The organism is Allosalinactinospora lopnorensis (genome assembly GCF_000981225.1).
GTDB lineage: Bacteria > Actinomycetota > Actinomycetes > Streptosporangiales > Streptosporangiaceae > Allosalinactinospora > Allosalinactinospora lopnorensis.
Genome location: NZ_LAJC01000001.1, coordinates 128,383 through 149,519 on the forward strand (window position 1 = coordinate 128,383; position 21,137 = coordinate 149,519).

The window sequence follows — 21,137 nt, forward strand, 5'->3', positions numbered from 1 at the left end:
TTACCGATCAAACCGGGTCAGACCCCGTACCGCTCCGGCTTGGCGGTGCGGGACATGAACGCCAGCAGCGCCTCGGCCGGGGAGAGGTCATGGTGCATCATGGCGACCACGGCCTCGGTGATGGGCATGTCCACGTCGTTCGCCTGCGCCAGAGCCAGGACCGACTCCGAGGACTTCACCCCTTCGGCGGTCTGCCGCGTCTCGGTGATGACCTCATCCACCGTCATGCCGGACCCCAGCTTCTCGCCGAACGTGCGGTTCCGCGACAGCCCGGAAGTGCAGGTGGCCACGAGGTCGCCCATGCCCGCCAGACCGGCCAGGGTGTGCTCGTCCGCGCCGAGCGCCACGGCCAGCCGGACCGTCTCGGCGAGTCCGCGTGTGATCAGCGACGCTTTGGCGTTGTCCCCGAAGCCCATGCCGACCGCGACCCCCACCGCGAGCGCGATGACGTTCTTGACCGCGCCGCCCAGCTCGACGCCCACCAGGTCGGTGGTGGTGTACGGGCGGAAGTAGGCCGACTTGCAGATGTGCTGCAACCGCACCGCTGTGGGTTCGTGCGGGCAGGCCACCACGGCGGTCGCGGGCTGGCGCTCGACGATCTCGCGGGCGAGGTTCGGCCCTGAGACCACCGCGACCTGCTCGGCGGGCAGTCCCAGCACCTCGGAGATGACCTCGCTCATCCGGCGGGACGTGCCGAGCTCGATCCCCTTCATCAGGCTGACGGCGACCGCGTCGCGGGGGATGAGCCCCGCCCAGGCGGCGAGGTTCTCGCGCAGGGTCTGGGAGGGAACGGCGATGACCACGAACTCCGCGTTCTGCAGGACCTTCGCCGCGTCCGTCGTCGCGCTCAGCGCCGGGTTCAGCTCGATGCCCGGGAAGTAGTCCGGGTTCTCGTGCCGCTGGTTGACGGCGTCGACCACCTCGGCGCGGCGGCCCCACAGTTCGACGTCCGCGCCGCCGGCGTCGGCCACTACGTTGGCGAACGCGGTCCCCCACGAGCCGCAGCCCAGTACCGCGACCTTCGTCATCTCGCCCCCATCCTCGCTTTCCTGCCCGTTCAGGCTGTACTGCGGCCGTGCCGTCCTCGCCCCCGCCGGCGTCCTTGCCCTGAGGGCCGCTCCCGCCCTCATCGGATCGCTCCGCGCGCTCCAGCCGGGCCCGCTTGGGATCGTAGGGAGTGGCGGGCGGCTCCTCGCCGCGGATCTGCGCCTGCAGCTGTGTGATGGCCCGCATGATGTCGGTGGTCGCTTCCTTGAGCAGGGTCGCGGACAACGGGCGGTCGCGGTACTTCGACAGGTCCACGGGCGGCCCCGCCCTGAACTGCACGTGCTTGCGCGGGAACGGGCGCAGTCTCATGGTGCCGTAGCGCAGCAGGTGCTGCTCGCCCCAGTGGGCCACCGGGACGACGGGCACCCCGGTGGTCAGCGCCAGCCGCGCGACACCGGTCTTGGCGACCATCGGCCACAGGCCGGGGTCGCGGGTGCAGGTGCCCTCCGGGTAGAAGATGACCGACGCCTGGTCCTCAGTCAGCGCCTTCTCCGCCTCTTTCAACGCTTTGATCGCGTCCGTGCTGCCCCGTTTCACCGGGATCTGGCCGGTGCTGTTGGCCACCGCCTTCACCACCGGGATGCGGAAGACGCTCTCCTTCGCGGTGAACGTGGGCCACCGGCGGCCGGCGACGTAGAGGTAGTGCGCGATCGTCAGCGGGTCCGCCATGGAGAGGTGGTTCGCCGCGATGATCACGCCGCCCTCGCGGGGGATGTTCTCCTGCCCTCGCCACTCGGTTTTCGTCACGGCCGACAGGATCGGGCGGACGATGGCGGCCACGACGGCTTTCACCCATCGCGATTCACGTTGTTTCACCGCGGACTCCTTACGATCTCGACGCCGGCCGAGGCGCGTGCACCGATCTGCCGCGTGCGGGCGGTACCGGCCGTGCACAACCGGTCCAGTCTAGGACGGAGTCGCGCTCGCCCTTGTCCATGCCCCAGGAGAGGGACTCTCACCCGCGGCCTCAGCGCCCGCGCGTCCGGCCACGACATAGTCTTTTCTACGTCCTGGCCGTAATCGAGTCGAGAGGTGGCCCCGGTGCCCGCTGCCCAGGCGGCCCTCCGATGGTCGCTGGTGATCCCGGTGAAGCGACTGGCGAGCGCGAAGTCCCGCCTCGCCGCCCTCGCGGGCCCGCACCGAGCAGACCTCGCGTTGGCCATGGCCTGCGACACGGTCATGGCCGCCGTGCAGTGTCCGCGCACCCGGTCGGTGCTCGTCGTCACCGACGACGCCCGGGCCGCGGACGCCGTGCGCGGGGTGGGCGCGCACGTCGTTCCGGACGAGCCCGCTCTCGGACTCAACCCGGCGCTTCTGCACGGAGCCGCCGAGGCGGTGCGGCGCCACCCCGAGGCGGGGGTGTGCGCACTGTCGGCGGACCTTCCCGCGTTGCGCCCCGGCGAACTCGATCGGGTCCTGCGCGAGGCCGGGCACCGCGAGCGCTCCTTCCTCGCCGACGCTCCGGGGGTCGGCACGACCCTCTACACCGCAGCGCCGGGCGCGGAGTTCGCCCCCGCGTTCGAAGGGGCGTCACGCCGCCGGCACCGCCGCAACGGCGCGTCCGAGCTCGTGCTCGGCGACGTGGCCGGCGTGCGCCGCGATGTCGACACCCTTGAGGACCTGCGCGCGGCGGCCGCGCTCGGTGTGGGGCCTCACACGGCCAAGCTCCTGGGCCGGCTGGGGCTTTGACTGCTCCCCCGCCTGAAGGCGGGAGATTCCCGCCCGGCCTTGCGGCCGGTCGCCGCTAACGCGGCACCTCCATGGCGTACGTGGGGATTCATGGCTCAGGCCGCCAAACGAGGCAGCGCCCCGTCTGGTCTTCCACCCTCAACACCATCCGGGGCCAGACCAGCCCGGACCAGCATCACACGCGCGGAGTTCTTATCCCTCGGGGATACGACCCCGCACACGGTGCAGGCATACGTTCTCTCGGAAAGAGGTAGTGCGTGCTTGGTTCTCGCTCCGCACCATGCGCAATCCATCGTGGTGTGCGCCGGATGCACCAGGCGCGCACCACGCCCGTGCTTGCGTCCCATCTCCACCAAGGCCGCCTTAGTCGCACTGATCGCCCCGTCAGCGGCTTTACGCGCCATAGTCGACTTGGCCAGAAACCTGGGACGGAAGTCCTCCACCGCCAGGCCGTCATGATCGCGCACAACGGCCTTGGCCCACTTACGGGCGGTGTCCTGGCGCTGCCGGGCGACCTTCTTGTGCAGCTTCGCCGCCATGCGTTGGGCCTTGCGGTACCCCCGACTCTGCGCCTTGCCCCTAGGTTGACGGCGCCGCGCCATCATCCGCTGATACCGGGCCAGCTTCGCGGCGGCGTTCTTCCCGTACTCGGGGTGGGCAAGGTCGTGGTCCTCGCTGGTGGTGGTCGCCAACTCTTTCACACCCCAGTCGATACCGATCACCCGCCCCGTAGGGGCCATCGGATCACCCTTGGCGGAGACGACGAACGAGGCGTACCAGTGGCCCAGCGCGTCGCGGTACACCCGAACCGACGACGCTTCACCCAGAAGGTCGCGCGACCACACCACCCGCACACTGATGCCCCCGGCCAGGTGTAACCGCCCCTCTTTCAACCGGAAGCCGCGCCGCGAGTAGTTCAGCGTCGGATCCGCAAGGTCCTTCTTCTTGAACCGGGGCATCCCCGCGCGCTGCCGCATGGGCAACCTGGCCTTGATGTCCTTGAGCGCCTTGGCGCGGGATTTAGCGAAATCCCGGATGGTGTGCTGCTGGGGGACACTGGCGCCCTTGGCCAGCCAGCACTTACCGGCGCGCCAGCCGGTCAGCATCGTGTCGAGCCGGGCTGGGCCGCACTTCTCTTTGGCCTTGTGCGCCGTCCTGGACTCGGCGACGCATTGGTTCCACACCCACCGGCACCGGCCCCATTCGGCCAGCAGCGCCCGACGCGCGGTAGCAGACAGGCGAAGACGGTAGGTGTACCGGGCGGAACCGGTGTCCTGAGTCGTCTTCGTGGGCATGGCGGCCAATCTATGCAGAAGGTGCGACAGTTGCGGAACCGCTGTGGTTCGGCGCTTCTTGTCCCGCTACGCGAGGAACCAGATTCCTCCCCCGCCTGAAGGCGGGAGCATCCTCCAGAAGGTTCGGTGACCCGGCGGCGCCGGACCGCCGCACATGCCGCTGCCCGGGCCCCGAAGGGCCCGGGCAGCCACCCGAGCGGAGCGCTCGGTCATGGGACGTGCTTTCTTACCTTTCGCCGTTCACCAGAGCCTTGAAATCGGCCCCCGCACGGAACTTCGGAACGTACTGCGCGGGAACGTTGATCTGGGCCCCGGTGGCCGGGTTGCGGGCCGTACGGGCGGCGCGCTCGGACTTCTCGAAAACTCCGAATCCGGTGATGGCCACTTTGTCGCCAGAGGCGACGGTGTGCTGAATGGTCTCCAACAAGGCGTTCACCGCCTCGGTGGCGGTCTTCTTGTCCCCCAGCCGGTCGGAGATCGCGTCAATCAGGTCACGCTTGTTCATTGCTTCCTCCGGTTCCCCCTTGCTCGCACGAAATTAGGGGACGTGAGGCCCTGAGCACAAACACAAACGCCTGGGAAATCAGCGTGTCGGGGGGTCATCGACCTGGGGTGGGAGCTCTTCGAGCATCCGATCGAGCCGCTCTGAGGCGCGTACGGGGTCCCTTTTGACCGCCTCCGTAACGGTCAAAAGCCTACGAATCACCGGAATTCGGACGCCTTCCGGGAGTGCGTGGGCCCGGCGATGAGCCTCTCTGAGGCGCTCTGCCAAATCAAGGTAAAATTCCTCGTCCGCCGGGTCTTCGCTCCCTACTGGGTTACTGGGAGCCACGACTTGCGCCGGGTTTCGTAGTCGTCGATCGCCTCCGTCTCGCGGAGGGTCAAGGCGATGTCATCCAGTCCTGCGAGCAGCCGCCAGCGCGTGTAGTCGTCCAGCTCGAACGGCTCCGAGACCCCCGGTGCCCGCACCTCGCGCTCCTGCAGGTCCACCGTGACCTCGGTGGCGGGGTCGGCCTCGACCATGTCCCACAGCCGTTCGATGACCTGCTGCGGCAGCACGACGGTGAGCAGCCCGCCCTTCAGCGAGTTGCCGCGGAAGATGTCGGCGAAGCGCGGGGCCACTACGGCCTTGAATCCGTGGTCCTGCAGCGCCCACACGGCGTGTTCGCGCGAGGACCCGGTCCCGAAGTCGGAACCGGCGATCAGCACGGTCCCGTCCTTGTACTGCGGCTGGTTCAGCACGAACTCGGGGTCGTTGGCCCGCCACGCGGCGAACAGCCCGTCCTCGAAGCCGGTCCGGCTGACCCGCTTGAGGTAGACAGCGGGGATGATCTGGTCGGTGTCCACATTGCTGTAGCGCAGCGGAACGGCGCGGCCGGTGTGGACGGTGAACTTCTCCATGTCGCTACTTCAATCCCTAGGTCGTGTGGTGCCGGCCGTGGTCACAGGTCATCGGGGGAGGAGAGGGTGCCCCGGACAGCGGTCGCGGCGGCGACCAGCGGGGAGACCAGGTGGGTACGTCCTCCCTTGCCCTGGCGCCCTTCGAAGTTCCGGTTGGACGTCGAAGCGCTGCGCTCCCCCGGCTTGAGCTGGTCGGGGTTCATCCCCAGGCACATCGAGCAGCCCGCCTCGCGCCATTCGGCGCCGGCCTCGGTGAAGACCTCACCGAGCCCTTCGGCGTTCGCCTGCTCCTTGACCCGCATGGAGCCGGGAACGACCAGCATGCGGACGCCGTCGGCGACCCGGCGCCCGCGTATGATCTCCGCGGCCGCCCGCAGGTCCTCGATCCGGCCGTTGGTGCAGGAGCCCAGGAAGACCGTTTCGACCCCGACCTCGCGCAGCGGGGTCCCCGGGGTGAGGTCCATGTATTCCAGGGCCTTCTCCGCTGCGGCACGCGCCGCCGGATCCTCGAAGGAGGCGGGGTCGGGCACGGCATCGTTCAGCGGCGCCCCCTGGCCCGGGTTGGTTCCCCAGGTGACGAAGGGGCTGAGTTCCTCGGCGTCGAGCACGACCTCCATGTCGAACTCGGCGTCGTCGTCGGTCCGCAGACTGCGCCAGTGCCGCACCGCGGCGTCCCACTGGGCGCCCTCGGGGGCGTGCGGGCGGCCCTTGATGTAGGAGAACGTGGTCTCGTCCGGCGCGATCATCCCGGCCCGGGCGCCGGCCTCGATCGACATGTTGCAGACGGTCATCCGGGCCTCCATCGACAGCGCCCGGATGGCCTCGCCGCGGTATTCGATGACGTAGCCCTGGCCGCCGCCGGTACCGATCTTGGCGATGACGGCGAGGATGATGTCCTTGGAGGTCACACCGGGCTTGAGTGTGCCGTTGACGGTGACCGCCATCGTCTTGAACGGGGTCATCGGCAGCGTCTGCGTGGCCAAGACGTGCTCCACCTGGCTGGTGCCGATACCGAACGCCAGTGCGCCGAAAGCGCCGTGGGTGCTGGTGTGGCTGTCGCCGCAGACGATGGTCATGCCCGGCTGGGTGAGTCCGAGCTGCGGGCCGACGACGTGCACGATGCCCTGGTCGAGGTCGCCCATGGGGAACAGCCGCACGCCGAAGTCGGAGGCGTTCTTGCGCAGTGTCTCGATCTGGGTGCGCGACACCTTGTCGGCGATGGGGCCGAGAATGTTCTCGGTGGGAACGTTGTGGTCCTCGGTCGCCAGCGTCAGGTCCGGACGGCGGACCGGACGGCCGGCGAGGCGCAGGCCCTCGAACGCCTGGGGACTGGTGACCTCGTGCACCAGGTGCAGGTCGATGTAGAGCAGGTCGGGCTCCCCCTCGGCACGCCGTGCGACGTGCTCCTCCCAGACCTTCTCGGCCATTGTGCGAGCCATTGCGACTCCTCGCGTCTCGACGTTTCGTTTGGCGCGCCTCTCGCCGGTGCGCTCCGCCCGTGAGGACGGCCCCGGGGGTCTCCCGTGGTCGCAATGCCCGCGACGCGGAGTTTTCGAGCGGACTTGCTTTCCAAATAGCGAGACGGCAATATCAAGCTATGGACAACTCTAGCCCATCCAGCGGCGTCGGTGTCCTGGACAAGACCATGTCTGTTCTCGACGCCCTGGAGTCCGGCCCGGCGTCACTGGCCCGGCTCGTACGGCTCACCGGGCTGGCGCGGCCGACCGCGCACCGCCTGGCCGTCGCTCTGGAGCGCCATCGCATGGTCACCCGGGACGGCCAGGGCCGCTTCGTGCTCGGCCCCCGCCTCGGTGAACTCTCCATCTCCACCGGTGAGGACCGGCTGCTGGCCGTTGCCAATCCCGTGCTCGCCCAGTTGCGCGACCTCACCGGTGAAAGTGCTCAACTCTACCGCCGCCAGGGCGACGTTCGCGTGTGCGTGGCCGCGGCCGAACGCACCAGCGGGCTGCGCGACACGGTCCCGGTGGGCAGCGAACTCCCCATGAACGCGGGATCGGCGGCCCAGATCCTGCTGGCGTGGGAGGACACCGAGCGCATCCGCCGATCCCTCCGGGGCGCGCGCTTCACCGCGGCCAGCCTCACCCAGGTCCGCCGGCGTCGGTGGTCGCAGAGCGTCGGCGAGCGCGAGCACGGGGTCGCCTCGGTCTCCGCCCCCGTCTCCGGACCCGGCGGCCGCGTCATCGCCGCCATCTCGGTCTCCGGGCCGATCGAGCGCCTCACCCGTTCCCCCGGCCGGCTGCACGCCCAGGCCGTGACCGCCGCCGCCGAGAAGATCACCGAGGCGCTGCACAGCCACGAGTCCGCCCCCTGATCTCCCCGCCGCTTCCGGTAAAGGCGCGCACCGGCTCCGGCCGGTGCGCGCCCTCCGCGGGAGCGCCACGGTGCGCTCTACGCCGGATCAGTCCTGCAGGGGGACGCGCAGAATGCGGTCGTCTCCCTCGCCGGGGTCACCGCGCACGTCGTGGTTGCTCGTGCTGATCCAGAGCTCGCCGCCGTCGGGGGTGACCGCCACGTGCCGCAGCCGCCCGTACTCGCCGACGAAGTGCTCCCGCGGCTCACCCACCGGGTCGCCGGCGTCACCGGTCAGCGGGACCTGCCAGAGACGCTCCCCGCGCAGGGCCGCGACCCACAGCGATCCGCCGGCGATCACCCCGCCGCTGGGCGAGGCCTCAGCGGGGTCCCAGACGACGACGGGGTCGATGTAGTCGTCCCCACCGCCGGTGCCCGTGACCTCGGGCCAGCCGTAGTTGCCGCCCGCCTCGATCATGTTGATCTCGTCATCGGAGTCGGGGCCGAACTCGACGCCGAACAGCCGGTCCTCGTCGTCCCAGGCCAGACCCTGCACGTTGCGGTGGCCGTAGCTGTAGACCTCGTTGCCGAAGGGGTTGCCCTCCGGGACGCCCCCGTCCGGGGTCAGCCGCAGGATCTTACCCGCGAGGGAATCGGTGTCCTGGGCCGACTCGGCCTCCTGTGCGTCGCCGCCCCCGGCATAAAGCATGCCGTCCGGCCCGAAGGCGATGCGGCCTCCGTTGTGCACGGGGGACTTGGGGAGGCCGTCGAGGAGCACCTCGGGATCGCCGAGGTCGCCGTCGTCGAAGGGCATCCGCACGATCCGGTTGTCGGATCCGGAGGTGAAATAGACGTAGACATAGGGCGCGGATTCGAAGTCGGGCGGCAGCGCCATCCCGAGCAGCCCGCCCTCGGTCCCCGGGTCGACGCCCTGGACCGTTCCCACTTCACTGACCTCACCCTCGGGGGTCACGCGCAGGATCCGGGCGCTGTCCCGCTCGGTCACCAGCGCGTCGCCGTCGGGCAGGAACTCGAAGTCCCACGGCAGCTCCAGGTCGGTGGCGACGTCGGAGGGGTCCCCCGGCGCGGCGCCGCGCTCCTCCGGGGCGTTGGCCTGCCCGTTGCCTCCCGGCTCGCCGCCCGTTCCGTCATCGGCCGCGCAGGCCGACAGCAGGAGGACCGTTCCGAGGATCGCGCCGCCCTTGAGGCGGACGCGCGTGCGATTGAGCTGTGTACGCATGCCCCTGTTCCTGCCCAACGACACCCGCGAGAGCGCCGGGACACGTGGAACGCGCCGGTGCGCCCGCATTGTCCGCACAGCTTAGGCGACCGCCGGGCGGCGGCATGCCGCGGTTAACCTGCGCCGCCCCGTTGCGGCCGCGCAGGTCGGGCGAGCCGGTTGGCGGCCCGGCGGGTCTCGCGGGTGACCGGCCTCGTCCCAAGGGCCGTCCCGAGCCCCCTCCGCGGAAGGTCCAGATAGATCGCCTCGTAGCCCCGGCCGTCCCCGGACTGCGGGGCGCCGATCTCGTAGGTCTCGTGCCATATGCCGGCCGACCCGTCCAGGCGGCGGTAGGCCTCCTGCCAGGCATTGCTGTGCCTGTCAGCGTGCGCGTAGCTCATCAACGCCTCCGTGCTCTCCCAGTACTGCACCGAGGTGACCCCGCGGGTCCCGACCAGCGTGCTGCTGTGCAGCAGTCCGCACCGGGGGTCGGCCAGCAGTTCGGCCTCCATCTCCCGGAAGGCCCTGGTGACCCACCACCAGCGATGCGGTTTGAGTAGGGCGTTCACCCGGAACCCGATCAGGAACACGGTGAGGGTCTCGCGCGGTTCGGTCGTGCGGCGCCCGTTCTCGATCTCGGCCACGGCTCTCCCAAACCAGATAGCACCACTCTCTAGTTTTGGAGAGTAGTACTATCCAAAACAGAAGGGAAGGGATTTACGGTTGCGCATCTCCGAACTGAGCCGGCGCAGCGGTGTGCCGGTCGCGACGATCAAGTACTACCTGCGTGAAGAGCTGCTCCCCAAGGGCGAGGCCACGTCCGCGACGCAGGCCGTCTACTCCGACGCCCACCTGCGGCGGCTGCGGCTCATCCGGGCGCTGGTGGAAGGGGCCGAGGCTCCACTGGCGAAGATCCGCACCATCCTGGAGGCCATCGACGACACCGGTATCGACCTGCACCGCCTGCTGGGCACCGTGCAGTACGCGCTCACCCCCGACACTCCGCACAACGACGGGCCCGAATGGCGCGAGGCCGAGCGGAGCACCGACGAGCTCCTCGCCCGGCTCGGATGGCGGGTGAGCCCCCTCTCCCCCGCGCGGCACCAGCTCACCAGGACGATCGTCACCCTGGCCCGGGTCGGGTACCAGGTCGACCCCCAGACCCTGGACCTCTACGCGGAGGCCGTGCACACAGCGGCGGAGCACGACGTCGGCCGGGTCGACCCCGCCGCGCCACGCGAGCAGGTGGTCGAGTACGTGGCGGCCATGACCGCCCTCATGGACCAGGCTCTGGTGTCGCTGCACCGGCTCGCCCAGGAGGACGTATCGGCCCGGCGCCTCCGAGGCGGCGCCGACTGCTGATCCGCTCCTCGTTCCGGTGCGGAACGCCCGGGTGGAGCACGGCCCGCGCCTCAGCCGCCTCCCTGACCGCCGGGCCGGAAGACGACCGTGACCTCGCCGTCGTCGATGGACTCAACGGCGGCGGTGTACTCGCCCAGTCGTGCGATCTCCCCCTCGCCGAGCTCCGCGGTCTCCTCGTTCCCGAAGGATCCCGCCGAGACCGTGACCGTCTCACCCGCGTCGATCTCCTCGACCGCGTAGCGGTCCCCGTTGGGGAACTCGTCCTCGTAGGGAGAGTTGGTCGTCAGCGTGCAGATGTTGTTCTCGCACGACTTCTGGTGGTACTCGCACCCCGCCAGGGCGAGCGCGGCAGCCGCGACCACAGCGGCGCGGGAGAGGAACGGGGGGGTCATCGGCGGCTCCTTCGGCCCCTCGGGGAACGCGGGCACCCCGTCCGACGCCCGCCCCGTACCGGGCCGTTCCACCATGCGCGCTTCCCGCGAGCGCCCTGACACGAACGGGTAAGGGCCCACGCTGGTACCCCCGAGCGGATTCGAACCGCCGTTACCGCCTTGAGAGGGCGGCGTCCTAGGCCACTAGACGACGGGGGCCTGCGCAAACCGGGGCACGCCCTGCCGGGGGCCGGTTTCCCGCCGCCCCGGAGGAGTCGTGCGTCCCGGTACCGACCGGATCACTCCGATCGGCAGAAAAAGAGCCCCCACCGAACGTGGGAGCCTTTCCCAGTGCGTACCCCCGAGCGGATTCGAACCGCCGTTACCGCCTTGAGAGGGCGGCGTCCTAGGCCACTAGACGACGGGGGCCTATGGCCGCTGGCTTTCGCGGCCGGGCTGGTTCGCGACAACGGTCCGAACCGGCGCCATCGCTGGGGTACCAGGACTCGAACCTAGACTAACTGAACCAGAATCAGTCGTGCTGCCGATTACACCATACCCCAGTGCTACTCAGAGGTCGGTCCCTGTCGGGCTCCGCTCCCTTCGGCGCAGCCATTACTGTAGCGGAGATCGGGAGTGCTCGCGAACCGGATCGGACGGCCCGGCGCAGCCCCGAGCACCCGCGTGCGGGTGTCACGCGCTCGCCGAAGCGTCCCTCTCCAGCTTGGCCAGTGCGGCGCGCAGCCGCTCCCGCACGCGCTCGCGGCCCAGCAGCTCCAGGGACTCGAACAGGGGCAGCCCCACTGTGCGGCCGGTGACCGCCACACGCACCGGCGCCTGCGCCTTTCCGAGTTTCAAACCGAGCGACGCGCCGATCTCCTCCAGCGCGCCCTTGAGCGTTCCCGCCTCCCACGGCAGAGCGGGATCGGCGAACCTCTCCAGCGCGGCTGCAAGCATCTCGCGACCGGCCCCGGGCTTCATCGCCTTGGACCAGCTCTTCTCGTCCTCGACCGGCTCGTCCAGGAACAGGAAATCGACGTTGGGCACGATCTCGCTGAGCACGGCGACCCGGCTCTGCGCGAGCGGGGCGATGGCCGCGAATACGTCCTCGTCGAAGTTCTCCTCGGGCCAGGGCACGCGCTCCGGGGCCAGCCACGGCCGGCACCGCTCGACGAACTCGTCCGCGTTCAGCGCGCGGATGTACTCGCCGTTGAACGCCCGCAGCTTCTGCTCGTCGAAGAAGGCGCTGGAACTGTTCACGTCGGAGACCGCGAACAGCGGTTCCATCTCGGACCAGGGCATGATCTCCCGGTCGCCGCCGGGCGACCAGCCGAGCAGCATCAGGTAGTTGACCATCGCCTCCGGGAGGTAGCCCTCCTCCTGGTAGGACTCCAGGGCCACCTTGTCGCGGCGCTTGGACAGCTTCTGCCGCTTCTCGTTGACGATGACGGGCAGGTGCGCCCACACCGGCGGGGTCCGGCCCAGCGCCTGCCACAGCAACTGCTGCTTCGGTGTGTTGGACAGGTGCTCCTCACCCCGGACGACGTGGGTGATCTCCATCTCGACGTCGTCGACCACATTGGCCAGCACGAACAGTGGGGAACCGTCGGCGCGCGCGATGACGAAGTCCTCAATGGAGGCGTGCTCGAACTCCACCCGGCCGCGGATCCGGTCGTCGACGACCGTCGGTCCGCCGTCAGGCACCCGGAACCGCAGCGCCCGCCCCGGACCGGCCTCCAGCCCGCGGTCGCGGCAGAAACCGTCGTAGCCGAGATGCGGGTTGCCGCGGCGCTCCTGCACCTGTTCGCGGGTGCAGTCGCAATAGTAGGCCCGCCCCTCCTTGAAGAGGGCCTCGGCGGCCTCGCGGTGCTTGTCGGCATAGGCCGACTGGAAGTAGGGCCCCTCGAAGTGCGGGTCCTCCTCGTGGATTCCCAGCCAGGCCAGGGCGCTGATGATGCCCTCGGTCCACTCCGGCTTGTTGCGCGCGGCGTCTGTGTCCTCGACGCGCAGCACGAACCTGCCGTCGGGGCGCTGCCGGGCGAGCGCCCAGTTGAACAGCGCGGAGCGCGCGCCGCCGACATGGAACATGCCCGTGGGTGACGGGGCGAAGCGGGTGCGGATCGGCGTCTCAGTCACGGCCCCAGCCTACTGGCGTGCGCCGGACGGCAAGAACCAGCAGGCCAGGACGGAGCACTGCCGTCACTCCCGGGCGACGACCCGGTTGCTCAGCTCGCCGACCTTCTCGACGGCGATCGTCATCTGCTGGCCGACCTCGACCGGGCCCACGCCCGCCGGGGTGCCGGTGAGGACGACGTCCCCGGGCAGCAGGGACATGAAGGAGGTGATGTAGGAGATCATCGCCGGTATGTCGTGGATGAAGCTCGACGTGCGGCCGTCTTGGCGCACCTCGCCGTCGACGGTGGTGGTGACCCGCAGGTCGCCGGCCTCCTCCAGGCTCAGGCCGGTCTCGACCCACGGACCGAGGGGGCAGAAGGAGTCGAAGCCCTTCGCCCGGGTCCACTGCTTGTCCGTCTGCTGCAGGTCACGTGCCGTCACATCGTTGGCGCAGGTGTAGCCGAAGACGACGTCCTTCACGCGCTCTCGCGGGACTTCGCGGCACACCCGGCCGATGACGATGGCCAGCTCCCCCTCGAAGTCCACCCGCTCGGAGATGGGAGGGTAGAACACAGGGTCGCCGGGGCCGGTGACCGCGGTGGAGGGCTTGAGGAAGACCGCAGGGTCGTCGGTGGGCTCTCCGGTGACGTCGGCGATCTCGGCGATGTGATCGGCGTAGTTCTTGCCGATGCAGACCACCTTGCTCGGCAGCACCGGTGAGAGGAGCCGGACGTCCTCAAGCTTGGCGCGCTCCCCCGTGAGCTGGATGTTCCCGAGCAGGGGGTGCCCGCTCATCCGGGCAACGTACTCCTGCCCGCTGTCCTGTTCCGCCTCGATCAGGCCGAAACCGACGTCCTCGCCGGATGAGAATCTCGCGATGCGCAAGGGTCTCCTACTCAACGTTCACCTGCTGCGTCCAAGACCAAGATTATCGAGGCCGCCGCGCCTCGGCACGCGGAACAGGCCCCGCTCCGGCGGGCAGTCCGGTACGCGGCCCACGTCCCCGGTCAGCCGGTGTTCGGGCGCCCTACCGCCCGGCCACCGAAGAAGCGGCGGAGATGCGTCAAGGGCGGGCCCTCAGCGGACGCTGAGGGCCCGCCCAGGGCCCGGGACAGAGCCCCCGAGACGGGGCGGCGCGGCTGCTCCGTCCGTACAGTCGCGTCGCCCCGTGCCCCCGCTACTTCGTGGAGCCGGCGAACATGCCTTGTACGAAGTAGCGCTGGAAGGCGAAGAACACCAGCAGCGGGACCAGCATCGACAGGAACGCTCCCGAGGCCAGCAGGTCGATGTTCGTGCCGAACTGGCGCAGCTGGGCACGCAGCGCCACGGTGATCGGCGCCGCGTCCGGGTCCGCGAAGACCAGGGCCACCAGCATGTCGTTCCAGACCCACAGGAACTGGAAGACGGTCAGCGAAGCCAGGGCCGGGCGTGCGACGGGGAGCACGACCTTGCGGAAGATCAGCCACTCGCTGCCGCCGTCCATCCGCGCCGCCTCCAGCAGGTCGCGCGGGATTCCGGCGAAGAAGTTGCGCAGCAGGAAGATGGCGAACGGCAGTCCGAAGGCGACGTGGAACAGGATGACGCCGATGATGTGGCCGTATACGTCCAGCGCGCCGTAGAGCTTGGCGATGGGGATCAGCGCTGCCTGGATGGGCAGCACCAGCAGGGCCACCACGCCGATCATCAGCCAGTCCCGGCCCGGGAACTCCATCCACACCAGCGCGTAGGCGGCCAGGGCGGCGATCACCACCACCAGAACGGTGGCGGGCACCGAGATGTAGAAGGTGTTCAGGAAGGCTTTCAGGATCGCCTCGTTACGGGCCAGGTCCCCGTAGTTGCCGAGGGTCAGCTCGGCGGGTTTGAGGAAGATGGTCCACCAGCCGCTCGCGGTGTTGTCGGCTTCGGACCGCAACGACACGACCAGCAGTCCGATGACCGGCAGCATCCAGAAGAGGGCCACCACCACAAGGAAGAACTGCACTGTACCGGTGCCGAGCTTGCCGACCAGTCGCGCCGCGACGCCGCGACGAGGCGAGCCGGATACGGACACCTCCACTTCGGCCACAGAGGGGCCGGTGGTTTTCGTCGGGGTGGTCACGAGCGCTCCCGTCGGAATCGGCGGATGTTGAACAGCATGATCGGCAGCACCAGCAGCAGGAGCAGTACGACGAGGGCGCTTCCCAGCCCCTGGTTCCCTCCCGCGCCGAACGACACCTGCCACATCTGCAGGGCGATGACGTTGGCCTCGGCCTGCACCGAGCCGGGGGCGATCACGAACACCAGGTCGAAGATCTTCAGCACGTTGATCATGAGCGTGACGAAGACGACGAGCAGCAGGGGTCCCAGCAGCGGCACGGTGACCTTTCGGAACACCTGCCATTCGGTGGCGCCGTCCACCCGTGCGGCTTCGAGCGCCTCGCGCGGTATCGCCGAGAGCCCCGCCGCGATGAAGGTGATCGCGAACCCGGTCATGATCCAGATCCAGGAGGAGATGATCACCGGGGTGATCAGGGACGATCCGAGCCAGGTCAGTCCGCGGAAGGGCGCCTCGAAGTCGCTTTCGGCCAGCCGGAGCCGGTACTCGCCGGCTCCCAGGTCGGGCAGGGTGAACCGGCCGTCGTTGCCCGCGGACGTGGTGGCGACGACCTGTCCGTCGCGCACGGCTTCGACGGTGACCCGGGGCATCCCGTTCTCGCCGGGATCGATCCGGTTCTCCGCGCCGCCGAACGACGCGTCCAGCCACACCGTGCCGCGCAGTTCGTTGCCGGCCGGCTCGGGGACGGCGGCCGCCTCGGCCTGGCTTGGCAGGTCGCCGGGTTTGAAGCCCACCAGCGGCAGTTCGACCACGTCGCCCTGCTCGTAGGTCGCGGAGGTCGTGTACCCGCCCTCCGTGACCTCCAGCGTGTCATCGTCGCGGGGAAGGGCCTCGGGGTATTCGGCGGAGGAGGTGAACATGTCGTGCACGCTGACGACCGCCGCGTTCACGATGCCGCGTTCGGGGTCCTCCTCGTAGACGAGGCGGAAGATGATCCCGGAGGCGAAGAGCGAGATCGCCATCGGCATGAACAGCAGCAGCCGGAACGCGGTCGCCCACCTGATGCGCTCGGTGAGCACGGCGAAGACCAGACCAAGCCCGGTGACCAGCGCCGGGGCGACCAGCACCCAGATACCGGTGTTCCTGATCGCGGTCAGGGTCCGGGCGTCGGTGAACATGCTGACGTAGTTGCCCAGCCCGACGAACTCGTCGCCCGAGGCGTCGAAGAAGCTGCGCACGAACGAGTAGATGGTCGGGTAGACCAGGAAGACCGCGAACAGCAGCGCCGCGGGGAGCAGGAAGAGCAGCGCCGTGCGGGAGGGTTCCCCGAAGCGCGCGCCGTCCTGCGGTCCGCGGGCGCTCGTGGGATCTCCGGCGGTACGGGATGGGGAGGGGAGACGGAACTTCATGTGCGATCGCCTTGTCTACGTGTCGTACGCCTTGGCGGCGTCCGCCTCGAGTCGTTCCATGGCACCGTCGACGTCGTCGGGGTCGGCGAGAAAGTCCTGAAGGGTCTTCCACATACCGGCTCCGTTGGTCGCCCCGAATGCGGCGGGCACCTGGTCGGAGAGATCGAACCGCACACCGTCGCCCGCGCCGATCAGGTGCTTGGCGATCCCTCGGGTGGTCTCGTCCGGGTAGGCGTCGAACGAGACGTTCTGGTTGGGGGAGAGGAAACCGCCGAGTTCGGCCCACTCCTCGCCCGCCTCAGGCGAGGCGAGGAACTTCAGCAGTTCCCGGGTGGGCTTGTCGTCTTTCATGGCCACCGCGGCATCCCCGGCGACGACCAGCGAGTCGCCGCTGCCTCCGATCGACGGGAACGGGAACGTCCGCGCGGTGTCGCCCACGTCGGCGTTCGTGCTCTCCGAAACGACGGTTCCCACGAAGTCCGCGCCGGTCAGCATGGCGGCCTCCGGCTCCTCCCCGAAGACGTTGATCACGGAATCCGGGAAGTCCGTCTGCAGCGCCGTTCCACCGCCGCCCGCGATCAGCCTGTCCTCGCCGAACAGCTCCGCCATGACCTCCAAGGCCTCGCGGACCGAGGGATCCGTCCACGGGATCTCGTGCCGGCTGAGCTTCTCGTACATCTCAGGACCGGCGGTGCGCAGGTAGATGTTCTCGAACCAGTCGGTGAGCACCCAGCCGTCGGCGGCGCCGATGGACTGCGGCTCGACCCCCATGTCGGCCAGGCCGTTGGAGATCTCCAGGAACTCCTCCCACGTGTGGGGCGAGGCCGCGCCGGTCTCGGTGAACGTCGCGTCGTTGTACCAGACCAGCGACTTGTTCGCCGCTTTGAAGTAGAGGCCGTACGGGGTGCCGTCCACCTCTCCGAACTCCCGCCACGCCCCGGCCATGTGCTCGTCGAGGACCTCCAGGACGTCCGGGGCCAGCGGTTTAAGCGCGTCGCTGTCGGCCAACTGCCGGATGAGGCCGGGCTGGGCCACGATCGCCACATTGGGGACGGTGTCCCCCTGCACGCGGGTCTGCAGCACGGTCGGCAGCTCGTCGCCGGCGCTGGTGTAATCGACGGTGGCGCCGGTCCGCTCCTCGAAGGCGCTCAGCACCCGCTCGAACTGCTGCTGCTCGTCACCACTCCACGGAGCGACGACCTCGATGGTGTGGCCGGCCAGTTCGCCGTCGCCGCCACCTTCGTTATCACTGCACGATGCCAAGCTGACACCGAGGGTGACCGCGATCAGTGCCGCGGTCCACGGGGGGTATCTCATCGGGACTCCTCAGTCGTCGAAGTCAGTCGTCGAAGATCGACATTCCGCTGGTCCGGTCGAAGAACTGCAGCCGCGCGGTGTCGACGGCCACCGTGATCGGCTGCCCTTCGAAGACGTGGGTGCGCGGGCTGAACCGGCCGACCAGTACCGGCTTCTTCTCCGCTCCGGTGAAGCCGGCGTCGGTGGCGCCGGAGTCTCGGGCGAGTTCCTTGGTGTCCTCGGTGACGACCGGGGCGGCGTCCATCGGGAAGTGCACCAGGACGTCGGACCCCATCGCCTCCACCAGGTCCGCGACCGACTCCAGGGTCGCGCCCCGGGTGGCGCCGACGATCTCGGCGTCCTCCATGTCCTCCGGGCGGATCCCCAGCACGACCTCCTGCCCGGCGTAGGCGCGGAGGGCGGGCCGCTGGTGCAGCAGGCTCTCGGGAAGTTCCAGCGCCTGAGAGCCGATGCGAGCCCGGTACCGGCCGTCGTCATCGCGCTCCAGCTCCGCGGAGAGCAGGTTCATGCCGGGCGAACCGATGAACCCCGCCACGAAGAGGTTGCGCGGGTGGTCGTAGAGCTCCTGGGGCGGCCCGACCTGCTGCAGCACGCCCCGCTTCATCACGGCCACCCGGTCGCCGAGCGTCATCGCCTCCGTCTGGTCGTGCGTGACGTAGACGGTGGTGACACCCAGGTCACGCTGGATGCGAGCGATCTGCGCGCGCATCTGCACCCGGAGCTTCGCGTCCAGGTTGGACAGGGGCTCGTCCATCAGGAACGCCTGGGGCTCCCGGACGATCGCGCGGCCCATCGCCACACGCTGCCGCTGACCACCGGAGAGTTGGCCCGGCTTGCGTTTGAGGTGCTCCTCCAGTTCCAGAACGCCCGCCACCTCGCGTACGCGCTTGTCGATCTGGTCCTTGCCGATCTTGCGCAGGCGAAGTCCGAACGCGATGTTCTCGAAGACGTTCAGGTGGGGATAGAGGGCGTACGACTGGAACACCATCGCCACGTCCCGGTCCCGGGCGGGCACGGCGTTGATGACGCGCTCCCCAATACTGAGTGTGCCTTCGCTGATCTGCTCCAGTCCGGCGATCATCCGCAGAGCGGTGGTCTTGCCACACCCCGAAGGGCCGACGAGCACCAGGAACTCGCCGTCCTGGATCTCCAGATCGAGGTCGTTGACGGCCCGGGTGCCATCCGGGTACACCTTGGCCATCTCGTTGATCAGAATTTGTGCCACGACATCTCCTCACAGCAGGCCGGCGTGGTTCCGGCCTCGCACCGTTTGTGACGGGCGCCACTAGCGTCCCGGCGTGAACGTGACGTTAATTGCAGTCGCCCTAAAACAGCCTTAAGGCGGAATGTCGGTCCTTTTAAAGATCCCTTACCAGGCGAATTCGCCCGGATTGGGCGGTATCACAGTGGTTGGCACAGCAGACAGTGAGGACTTCGGTCCTCTTCGGTCGTGATCTTGGTTACGGTTTCCTTCATGGCGACGGTGTTACTGGTCGAGGACGACCAAACGGTGCGGGCGGCTCTGGTCCGCGCGCTGAGCGACCTCGGCCACGTTGTTCACCCGGTCGGTACAGCTCTGGACGCGCTCCGCACGGCGACGGAGCAGCAGCCGCACCTGGTCATCCTGGACCTGGGGCTCCCCGACCTCGACGGCGCGGCCGCCCTGCGGATGCTCCGCGGGGTCAGCGACGTGCCGGTGATCGTGGCGACCGCGCGCGGCGACGAGGGGTCCGTGGTGCGGCTGCTCAACGACGGGGCGGACGACTACGTGGTGAAGCCGTTCTCCAGCGTGCAAATGGCCGCGCGGATCAACGCGCTGTTGCGCCGGAGCGGGCCGGCCAAGGGAGAGGACGGCGACACCGGCCAGAAACTGACCGTCAAAGAGCTGAGCATCGACCTGGCTCGCCGGCAGGCCTCTCTCGGCGACCAGCCCTTGGAGCTCACCCGGCTCGAATTCGATCTGCTGGCCTACCTGGCGGAGCGGGTCGGCCGGGTCGTCACCCGGCGCGAGCTCGCCGAATCGGTCTGGCGGCAGCACCCGTTCGGCGGGCACGACCAGACCATCGACGTACACGTGTCCTGGTTGCGCCGCAAGCTCGGCGAGACCGCGGCCAAGCCGAGATTCCTGCACACAGTGCGCGGCGTGGGACTGAAACTGGTGGAACCGGAGTGAGGCGGCTGCTGGCACGATCCGCCGCGCTGACCGCCATGCTGGTGGCCCTGGTCCTGGTCGCGGCGATCACTGTGGTCGTGTGGCAAGGGGAACTCGAGCGAGCCGACAACGAGGCGCTCCTGCAGGCGTCGACCGTTGCCGCCGTCGCCGCGGCCGACACCGATGACGACGTGCTGCGCCATGTGATCGCCAGTACCCCGGCCGGGGCGGAGGGGCGGCTCGCCGTGCACCTGCCCAATGGGGCGACGATCGGGGCGAGCCGCGCCGACACCGACGACGTGCAGTGGACCGCGGCGCGAAACACGGAGCTGGACGTCGAGGCCGACGGCGGAACCCTGCACCTGCGGCCGGTGCGCACGGCCGAGGCGGAGACCGCCGTCGTGGAGATCCATCGCCCCCGTTCCGGACCGACGGGCACCGCCCTCGCCACGATCGCGCTGGTCCTCCTGCTGGCCGCCGCTGCGGTGGCCGGCGCGGTCCTGCTCGCCGACCGCCTCACCTCCTCCCTGCGCGGGGCCATGGACGTCCTCGCGACCACCGCCGCGGCGATCGGGCGCGGTGATCTGAAGACCCGGATCAGGCTGAGCGGCCCCGAGGAGCTGACCACGCTCGCCGCATCCGTCAACACCATCGGCGACCGGGTGCAGGAACTGCTGGAAAGGGAGCGGGAGATGGCCGCCGATGTCTCACACCAGCTACGCACCCCGCTGACCGCGCTGCGGCTGGACGCCGAGGCCGGGACGGGCCCGGTGGCCGAACGGATCCGCAGCGCGGTGGCCACCCTGGAGCACGGGGTGGACGACATCATCCGTACCGCCCGGAGCACCGCCGATCACGCCGCGCCCGACCACGATCCCGACGGCTGCGACATCGTGGAGCTCCTCCGGGAGCGACTGGAGTTCTGGGGCATGCTCGCCAGGGACCAGAAGCGCTCGTGCGGGATCGATCTCCCGGAAGCCCCGCTGCGCATCGCCCTCACCGGAAGCGAGCTCACCGCGGTGATCGACGCCCTGTTCACCAACGTCTTCCGGTACACGCCCCCCGGAACGCCGCTCGCGGTCGCGCTGGTCGCCCACGCCGGGTGGGTCACCCTGGTGGTGGAGGACGGCGGCACGGGGATCGCCGACCCGGCGGCCGCGCTGCGCCGCGGCGCCAGCGGGGGCGGTTCCACCGGACTGGGCCTGGACATCGCCCGGTCCGCGGTGGAGGGCACGGGCGGCACGGTGCACATCGAACGCGGCAGGCTCGGCGGCGCCCGGATCCGGCTGCGGTTCGCCGAAGCGGGGGCGCACCCCGAGTCGGAGGGACCTCGGGCCTGGCGGCTCCGGAACAACGGGTAGGCGGACTGCGCCTCCCCTGCCACGCGCCCGGCACCATGACGGCACACACCGCCC

Annotated in this window: 20 protein-coding genes, 3 tRNA genes and 1 pseudogene; 5 read left to right on the forward strand and 19 right to left on the reverse strand. The window is 69.5% G+C overall.

Annotation, left to right across the window (positions count from 1 at the left end; all coding sequences use genetic code 11):
- Positions 1-17: 17 nt before the first annotated feature.
- Together VS93_RS00600 and VS93_RS27490 are read right to left on the reverse strand one after the other, a co-directional pair.
- Positions 18-1,028, reverse strand: coding sequence for an NAD(P)H-dependent glycerol-3-phosphate dehydrogenase (locus VS93_RS00600; RefSeq protein WP_046468061.1), 1,011 nt, complete (start codon positions 1,026-1,028; stop codon positions 18-20).
- A gap of 109 nt (positions 1,029-1,137) precedes the next feature.
- Positions 1,138-1,839: pseudogene (locus VS93_RS27490) on the reverse strand (lysophospholipid acyltransferase family protein); the annotation flags it as partial.
- 249 nt (positions 1,840-2,088) lie between these two features.
- Between VS93_RS27490 and cofC the strand changes: the two are divergent.
- On the forward strand, positions 2,089-2,736 hold the full coding sequence (cofC, locus tag VS93_RS00610; RefSeq protein WP_173434225.1) for a 2-phospho-L-lactate guanylyltransferase: 648 nt from the start codon (positions 2,089-2,091) through the stop codon (positions 2,734-2,736).
- A 95-nt stretch (positions 2,737-2,831) separates the two neighbouring features.
- Here the strand turns inward: cofC and VS93_RS00615 are convergent, their stop codons facing one another.
- The 5 genes from VS93_RS00615 to leuC form a co-directional block, all read right to left on the reverse strand.
- Positions 2,832-4,031, reverse strand: a complete 1,200-nt coding sequence (locus tag VS93_RS00615; protein WP_046468064.1) for an RNA-guided endonuclease InsQ/TnpB family protein — start codon at positions 4,029-4,031, stop codon at positions 2,832-2,834.
- Positions 4,032-4,257: 226 nt separating this feature from the next.
- A complete protein-coding gene (locus VS93_RS00620) occupies positions 4,258-4,536 on the reverse strand; it encodes an HU family DNA-binding protein (protein ID WP_046468065.1) in 279 nt (92 codons plus the stop codon).
- Positions 4,537-4,614: 78 nt separating this feature from the next.
- Positions 4,615-4,863 (reverse strand): SCO5555 family protein, encoded by a 249-nt coding sequence (locus tag VS93_RS33645; protein WP_082126518.1) that lies wholly within the window; start codon positions 4,861-4,863, stop codon positions 4,615-4,617.
- The gene (gene leuD / locus VS93_RS00625; protein ID WP_046468066.1) at positions 4,842-5,432 is read right to left on the reverse strand and encodes a 3-isopropylmalate dehydratase small subunit; all 591 of its coding nucleotides are present in this window, start codon (positions 5,430-5,432) and stop codon (positions 4,842-4,844) included. The genes VS93_RS33645 and leuD overlap by 22 nt, the downstream gene beginning before the upstream one ends.
- A gap of 41 nt (positions 5,433-5,473) precedes the next feature.
- Positions 5,474-6,871 carry a 3-isopropylmalate dehydratase large subunit gene (leuC, locus tag VS93_RS00630; RefSeq protein ID WP_046468067.1) on the reverse strand — a complete coding sequence of 466 codons (1,398 nt, stop codon included), beginning with the start codon at positions 6,869-6,871 and terminating at the stop codon, positions 5,474-5,476.
- A gap of 206 nt (positions 6,872-7,077) precedes the next feature.
- On the opposite strand from leuC, the gene VS93_RS00635 reads away from it, so the two are divergent.
- Positions 7,078-7,764 carry an IclR family transcriptional regulator gene (locus VS93_RS00635; protein WP_046468140.1) on the forward strand — a complete coding sequence of 229 codons (687 nt, stop codon included), beginning with the start codon at positions 7,078-7,080 and terminating at the stop codon, positions 7,762-7,764.
- Positions 7,765-7,851: 87 nt separating this feature from the next.
- Here VS93_RS00635 and VS93_RS00640 read toward each other — a convergent pair whose 3' ends face one another.
- On the reverse strand, positions 7,852-8,982 hold the full coding sequence (locus VS93_RS00640) for a PQQ-dependent sugar dehydrogenase (protein WP_046468068.1): 1,131 nt from the start codon (positions 8,980-8,982) through the stop codon (positions 7,852-7,854).
- 113 nt (positions 8,983-9,095) lie between these two features.
- Positions 9,096-9,605 (reverse strand): monooxygenase family protein, encoded by a 510-nt coding sequence (locus tag VS93_RS00645; protein WP_046468069.1) that lies wholly within the window; start codon positions 9,603-9,605, stop codon positions 9,096-9,098.
- A 79-nt stretch (positions 9,606-9,684) separates the two neighbouring features.
- Here VS93_RS00645 and VS93_RS00650 point away from each other — a divergent pair, with 79 nt between their 5' ends.
- A complete protein-coding gene (locus VS93_RS00650) occupies positions 9,685-10,323 on the forward strand; it encodes a MerR family transcriptional regulator (RefSeq protein WP_046468070.1) in 639 nt (212 codons plus the stop codon).
- A 50-nt stretch (positions 10,324-10,373) separates the two neighbouring features.
- Here the strand turns inward: VS93_RS00650 and VS93_RS00655 are convergent, their stop codons facing one another.
- From VS93_RS00655 to VS93_RS00700, 10 genes are all read right to left on the reverse strand, one after another.
- A complete protein-coding gene (locus VS93_RS00655; RefSeq protein WP_156184631.1) occupies positions 10,374-10,715 on the reverse strand; it encodes a hypothetical protein in 342 nt (113 codons plus the stop codon).
- 122 nt (positions 10,716-10,837) lie between these two features.
- Positions 10,838-10,913: transfer RNA gene (locus tag VS93_RS00660), tRNA-Glu, on the reverse strand.
- A 137-nt stretch (positions 10,914-11,050) separates the two neighbouring features.
- Positions 11,051-11,123, reverse strand: a tRNA-Glu gene (locus VS93_RS00665).
- A 62-nt stretch (positions 11,124-11,185) separates the two neighbouring features.
- Positions 11,186-11,257, reverse strand: a tRNA-Gln gene (locus VS93_RS00670).
- A 130-nt stretch (positions 11,258-11,387) separates the two neighbouring features.
- The gene (gene gltX / locus VS93_RS00675; RefSeq protein ID WP_082126520.1) at positions 11,388-12,830 is read right to left on the reverse strand and encodes a glutamate--tRNA ligase; all 1,443 of its coding nucleotides are present in this window, start codon (positions 12,828-12,830) and stop codon (positions 11,388-11,390) included.
- A gap of 63 nt (positions 12,831-12,893) precedes the next feature.
- Positions 12,894-13,694, reverse strand: coding sequence for a fumarylacetoacetate hydrolase family protein (locus VS93_RS00680; RefSeq protein ID WP_046468073.1), 801 nt, complete (start codon positions 13,692-13,694; stop codon positions 12,894-12,896).
- Between the two features lie 292 nt (positions 13,695-13,986).
- Positions 13,987-14,907, reverse strand: a complete 921-nt coding sequence (locus VS93_RS00685; RefSeq protein ID WP_046468074.1) for a carbohydrate ABC transporter permease — start codon at positions 14,905-14,907, stop codon at positions 13,987-13,989.
- Positions 14,904-16,253 (reverse strand): ABC transporter permease, encoded by a 1,350-nt coding sequence (locus tag VS93_RS30825; RefSeq protein ID WP_046468075.1) that lies wholly within the window; start codon positions 16,251-16,253, stop codon positions 14,904-14,906. The genes VS93_RS00685 and VS93_RS30825 overlap by 4 nt, the downstream gene beginning before the upstream one ends.
- 15 nt (positions 16,254-16,268) lie before the next feature.
- Positions 16,269-17,570, reverse strand: coding sequence for an ABC transporter substrate-binding protein (locus VS93_RS00695; RefSeq protein WP_046468076.1), 1,302 nt, complete (start codon positions 17,568-17,570; stop codon positions 16,269-16,271).
- Positions 17,571-17,592: 22 nt separating this feature from the next.
- Positions 17,593-18,795, reverse strand: coding sequence for an ABC transporter ATP-binding protein (locus tag VS93_RS00700; protein ID WP_046468077.1), 1,203 nt, complete (start codon positions 18,793-18,795; stop codon positions 17,593-17,595).
- A 249-nt stretch (positions 18,796-19,044) separates the two neighbouring features.
- Between VS93_RS00700 and VS93_RS00705 the strand changes: the two genes are divergently transcribed.
- Together VS93_RS00705 and VS93_RS00710 are read left to right on the forward strand one after the other, a co-directional pair.
- Complete coding sequence (locus VS93_RS00705) at positions 19,045-19,743, forward strand: response regulator transcription factor (RefSeq protein WP_046468141.1); 699 nt, start codon at positions 19,045-19,047, stop codon at positions 19,741-19,743.
- Positions 19,740-21,083, forward strand: coding sequence for a sensor histidine kinase (locus tag VS93_RS00710; RefSeq protein ID WP_046468078.1), 1,344 nt, complete (start codon positions 19,740-19,742; stop codon positions 21,081-21,083). Before VS93_RS00705 ends, VS93_RS00710 begins: the two co-directional genes overlap by 4 nt.
- Positions 21,084-21,137 lie beyond the last annotated feature (54 nt).

What these genes read in the sequence shown, in the direction of transcription:
- VS93_RS00600 (WP_046468061.1), bottom strand. Translation starts at nt 1,028, where the DNA reads ATGACGAAGGTCGCGGTACTGGGCTGCGGCTCGTGGGGGACCGCGTTC.
- VS93_RS00615 (WP_046468064.1), bottom strand. Translation starts at nt 4,031, where the DNA reads ATGCCCACGAAGACGACTCAGGACACCGGTTCCGCCCGGTACACCTAC.
- VS93_RS00620 (WP_046468065.1), bottom strand. Translation starts at nt 4,536, where the DNA reads ATGAACAAGCGTGACCTGATTGACGCGATCTCCGACCGGCTGGGGGAC.
- leuD (WP_046468066.1), bottom strand. Translation starts at nt 5,432, where the DNA reads ATGGAGAAGTTCACCGTCCACACCGGCCGCGCCGTTCCGCTGCGCTAC.
- leuC (WP_046468067.1), bottom strand. Translation starts at nt 6,871, where the DNA reads ATGGCTCGCACAATGGCCGAGAAGGTCTGGGAGGAGCACGTCGCACGG.
- VS93_RS00635 (WP_046468140.1), top strand. Translation starts at nt 7,078, where the DNA reads ATGTCTGTTCTCGACGCCCTGGAGTCCGGCCCGGCGTCACTGGCCCGG.
- VS93_RS00640 (WP_046468068.1), bottom strand. Translation starts at nt 8,982, where the DNA reads ATGCGTACACAGCTCAATCGCACGCGCGTCCGCCTCAAGGGCGGCGCG.
- VS93_RS00655 (WP_156184631.1), bottom strand. Translation starts at nt 10,715, where the DNA reads ATGACCCCCCCGTTCCTCTCCCGCGCCGCTGTGGTCGCGGCTGCCGCG.
- VS93_RS30825 (WP_046468075.1), bottom strand. Translation starts at nt 16,253, where the DNA reads ATGAAGTTCCGTCTCCCCTCCCCATCCCGTACCGCCGGAGATCCCACG.
- VS93_RS00695 (WP_046468076.1), bottom strand. Translation starts at nt 17,570, where the DNA reads ATGAGATACCCCCCGTGGACCGCGGCACTGATCGCGGTCACCCTCGGT.
- VS93_RS00705 (WP_046468141.1), top strand. Translation starts at nt 19,045, where the DNA reads ATGGCGACGGTGTTACTGGTCGAGGACGACCAAACGGTGCGGGCGGCT.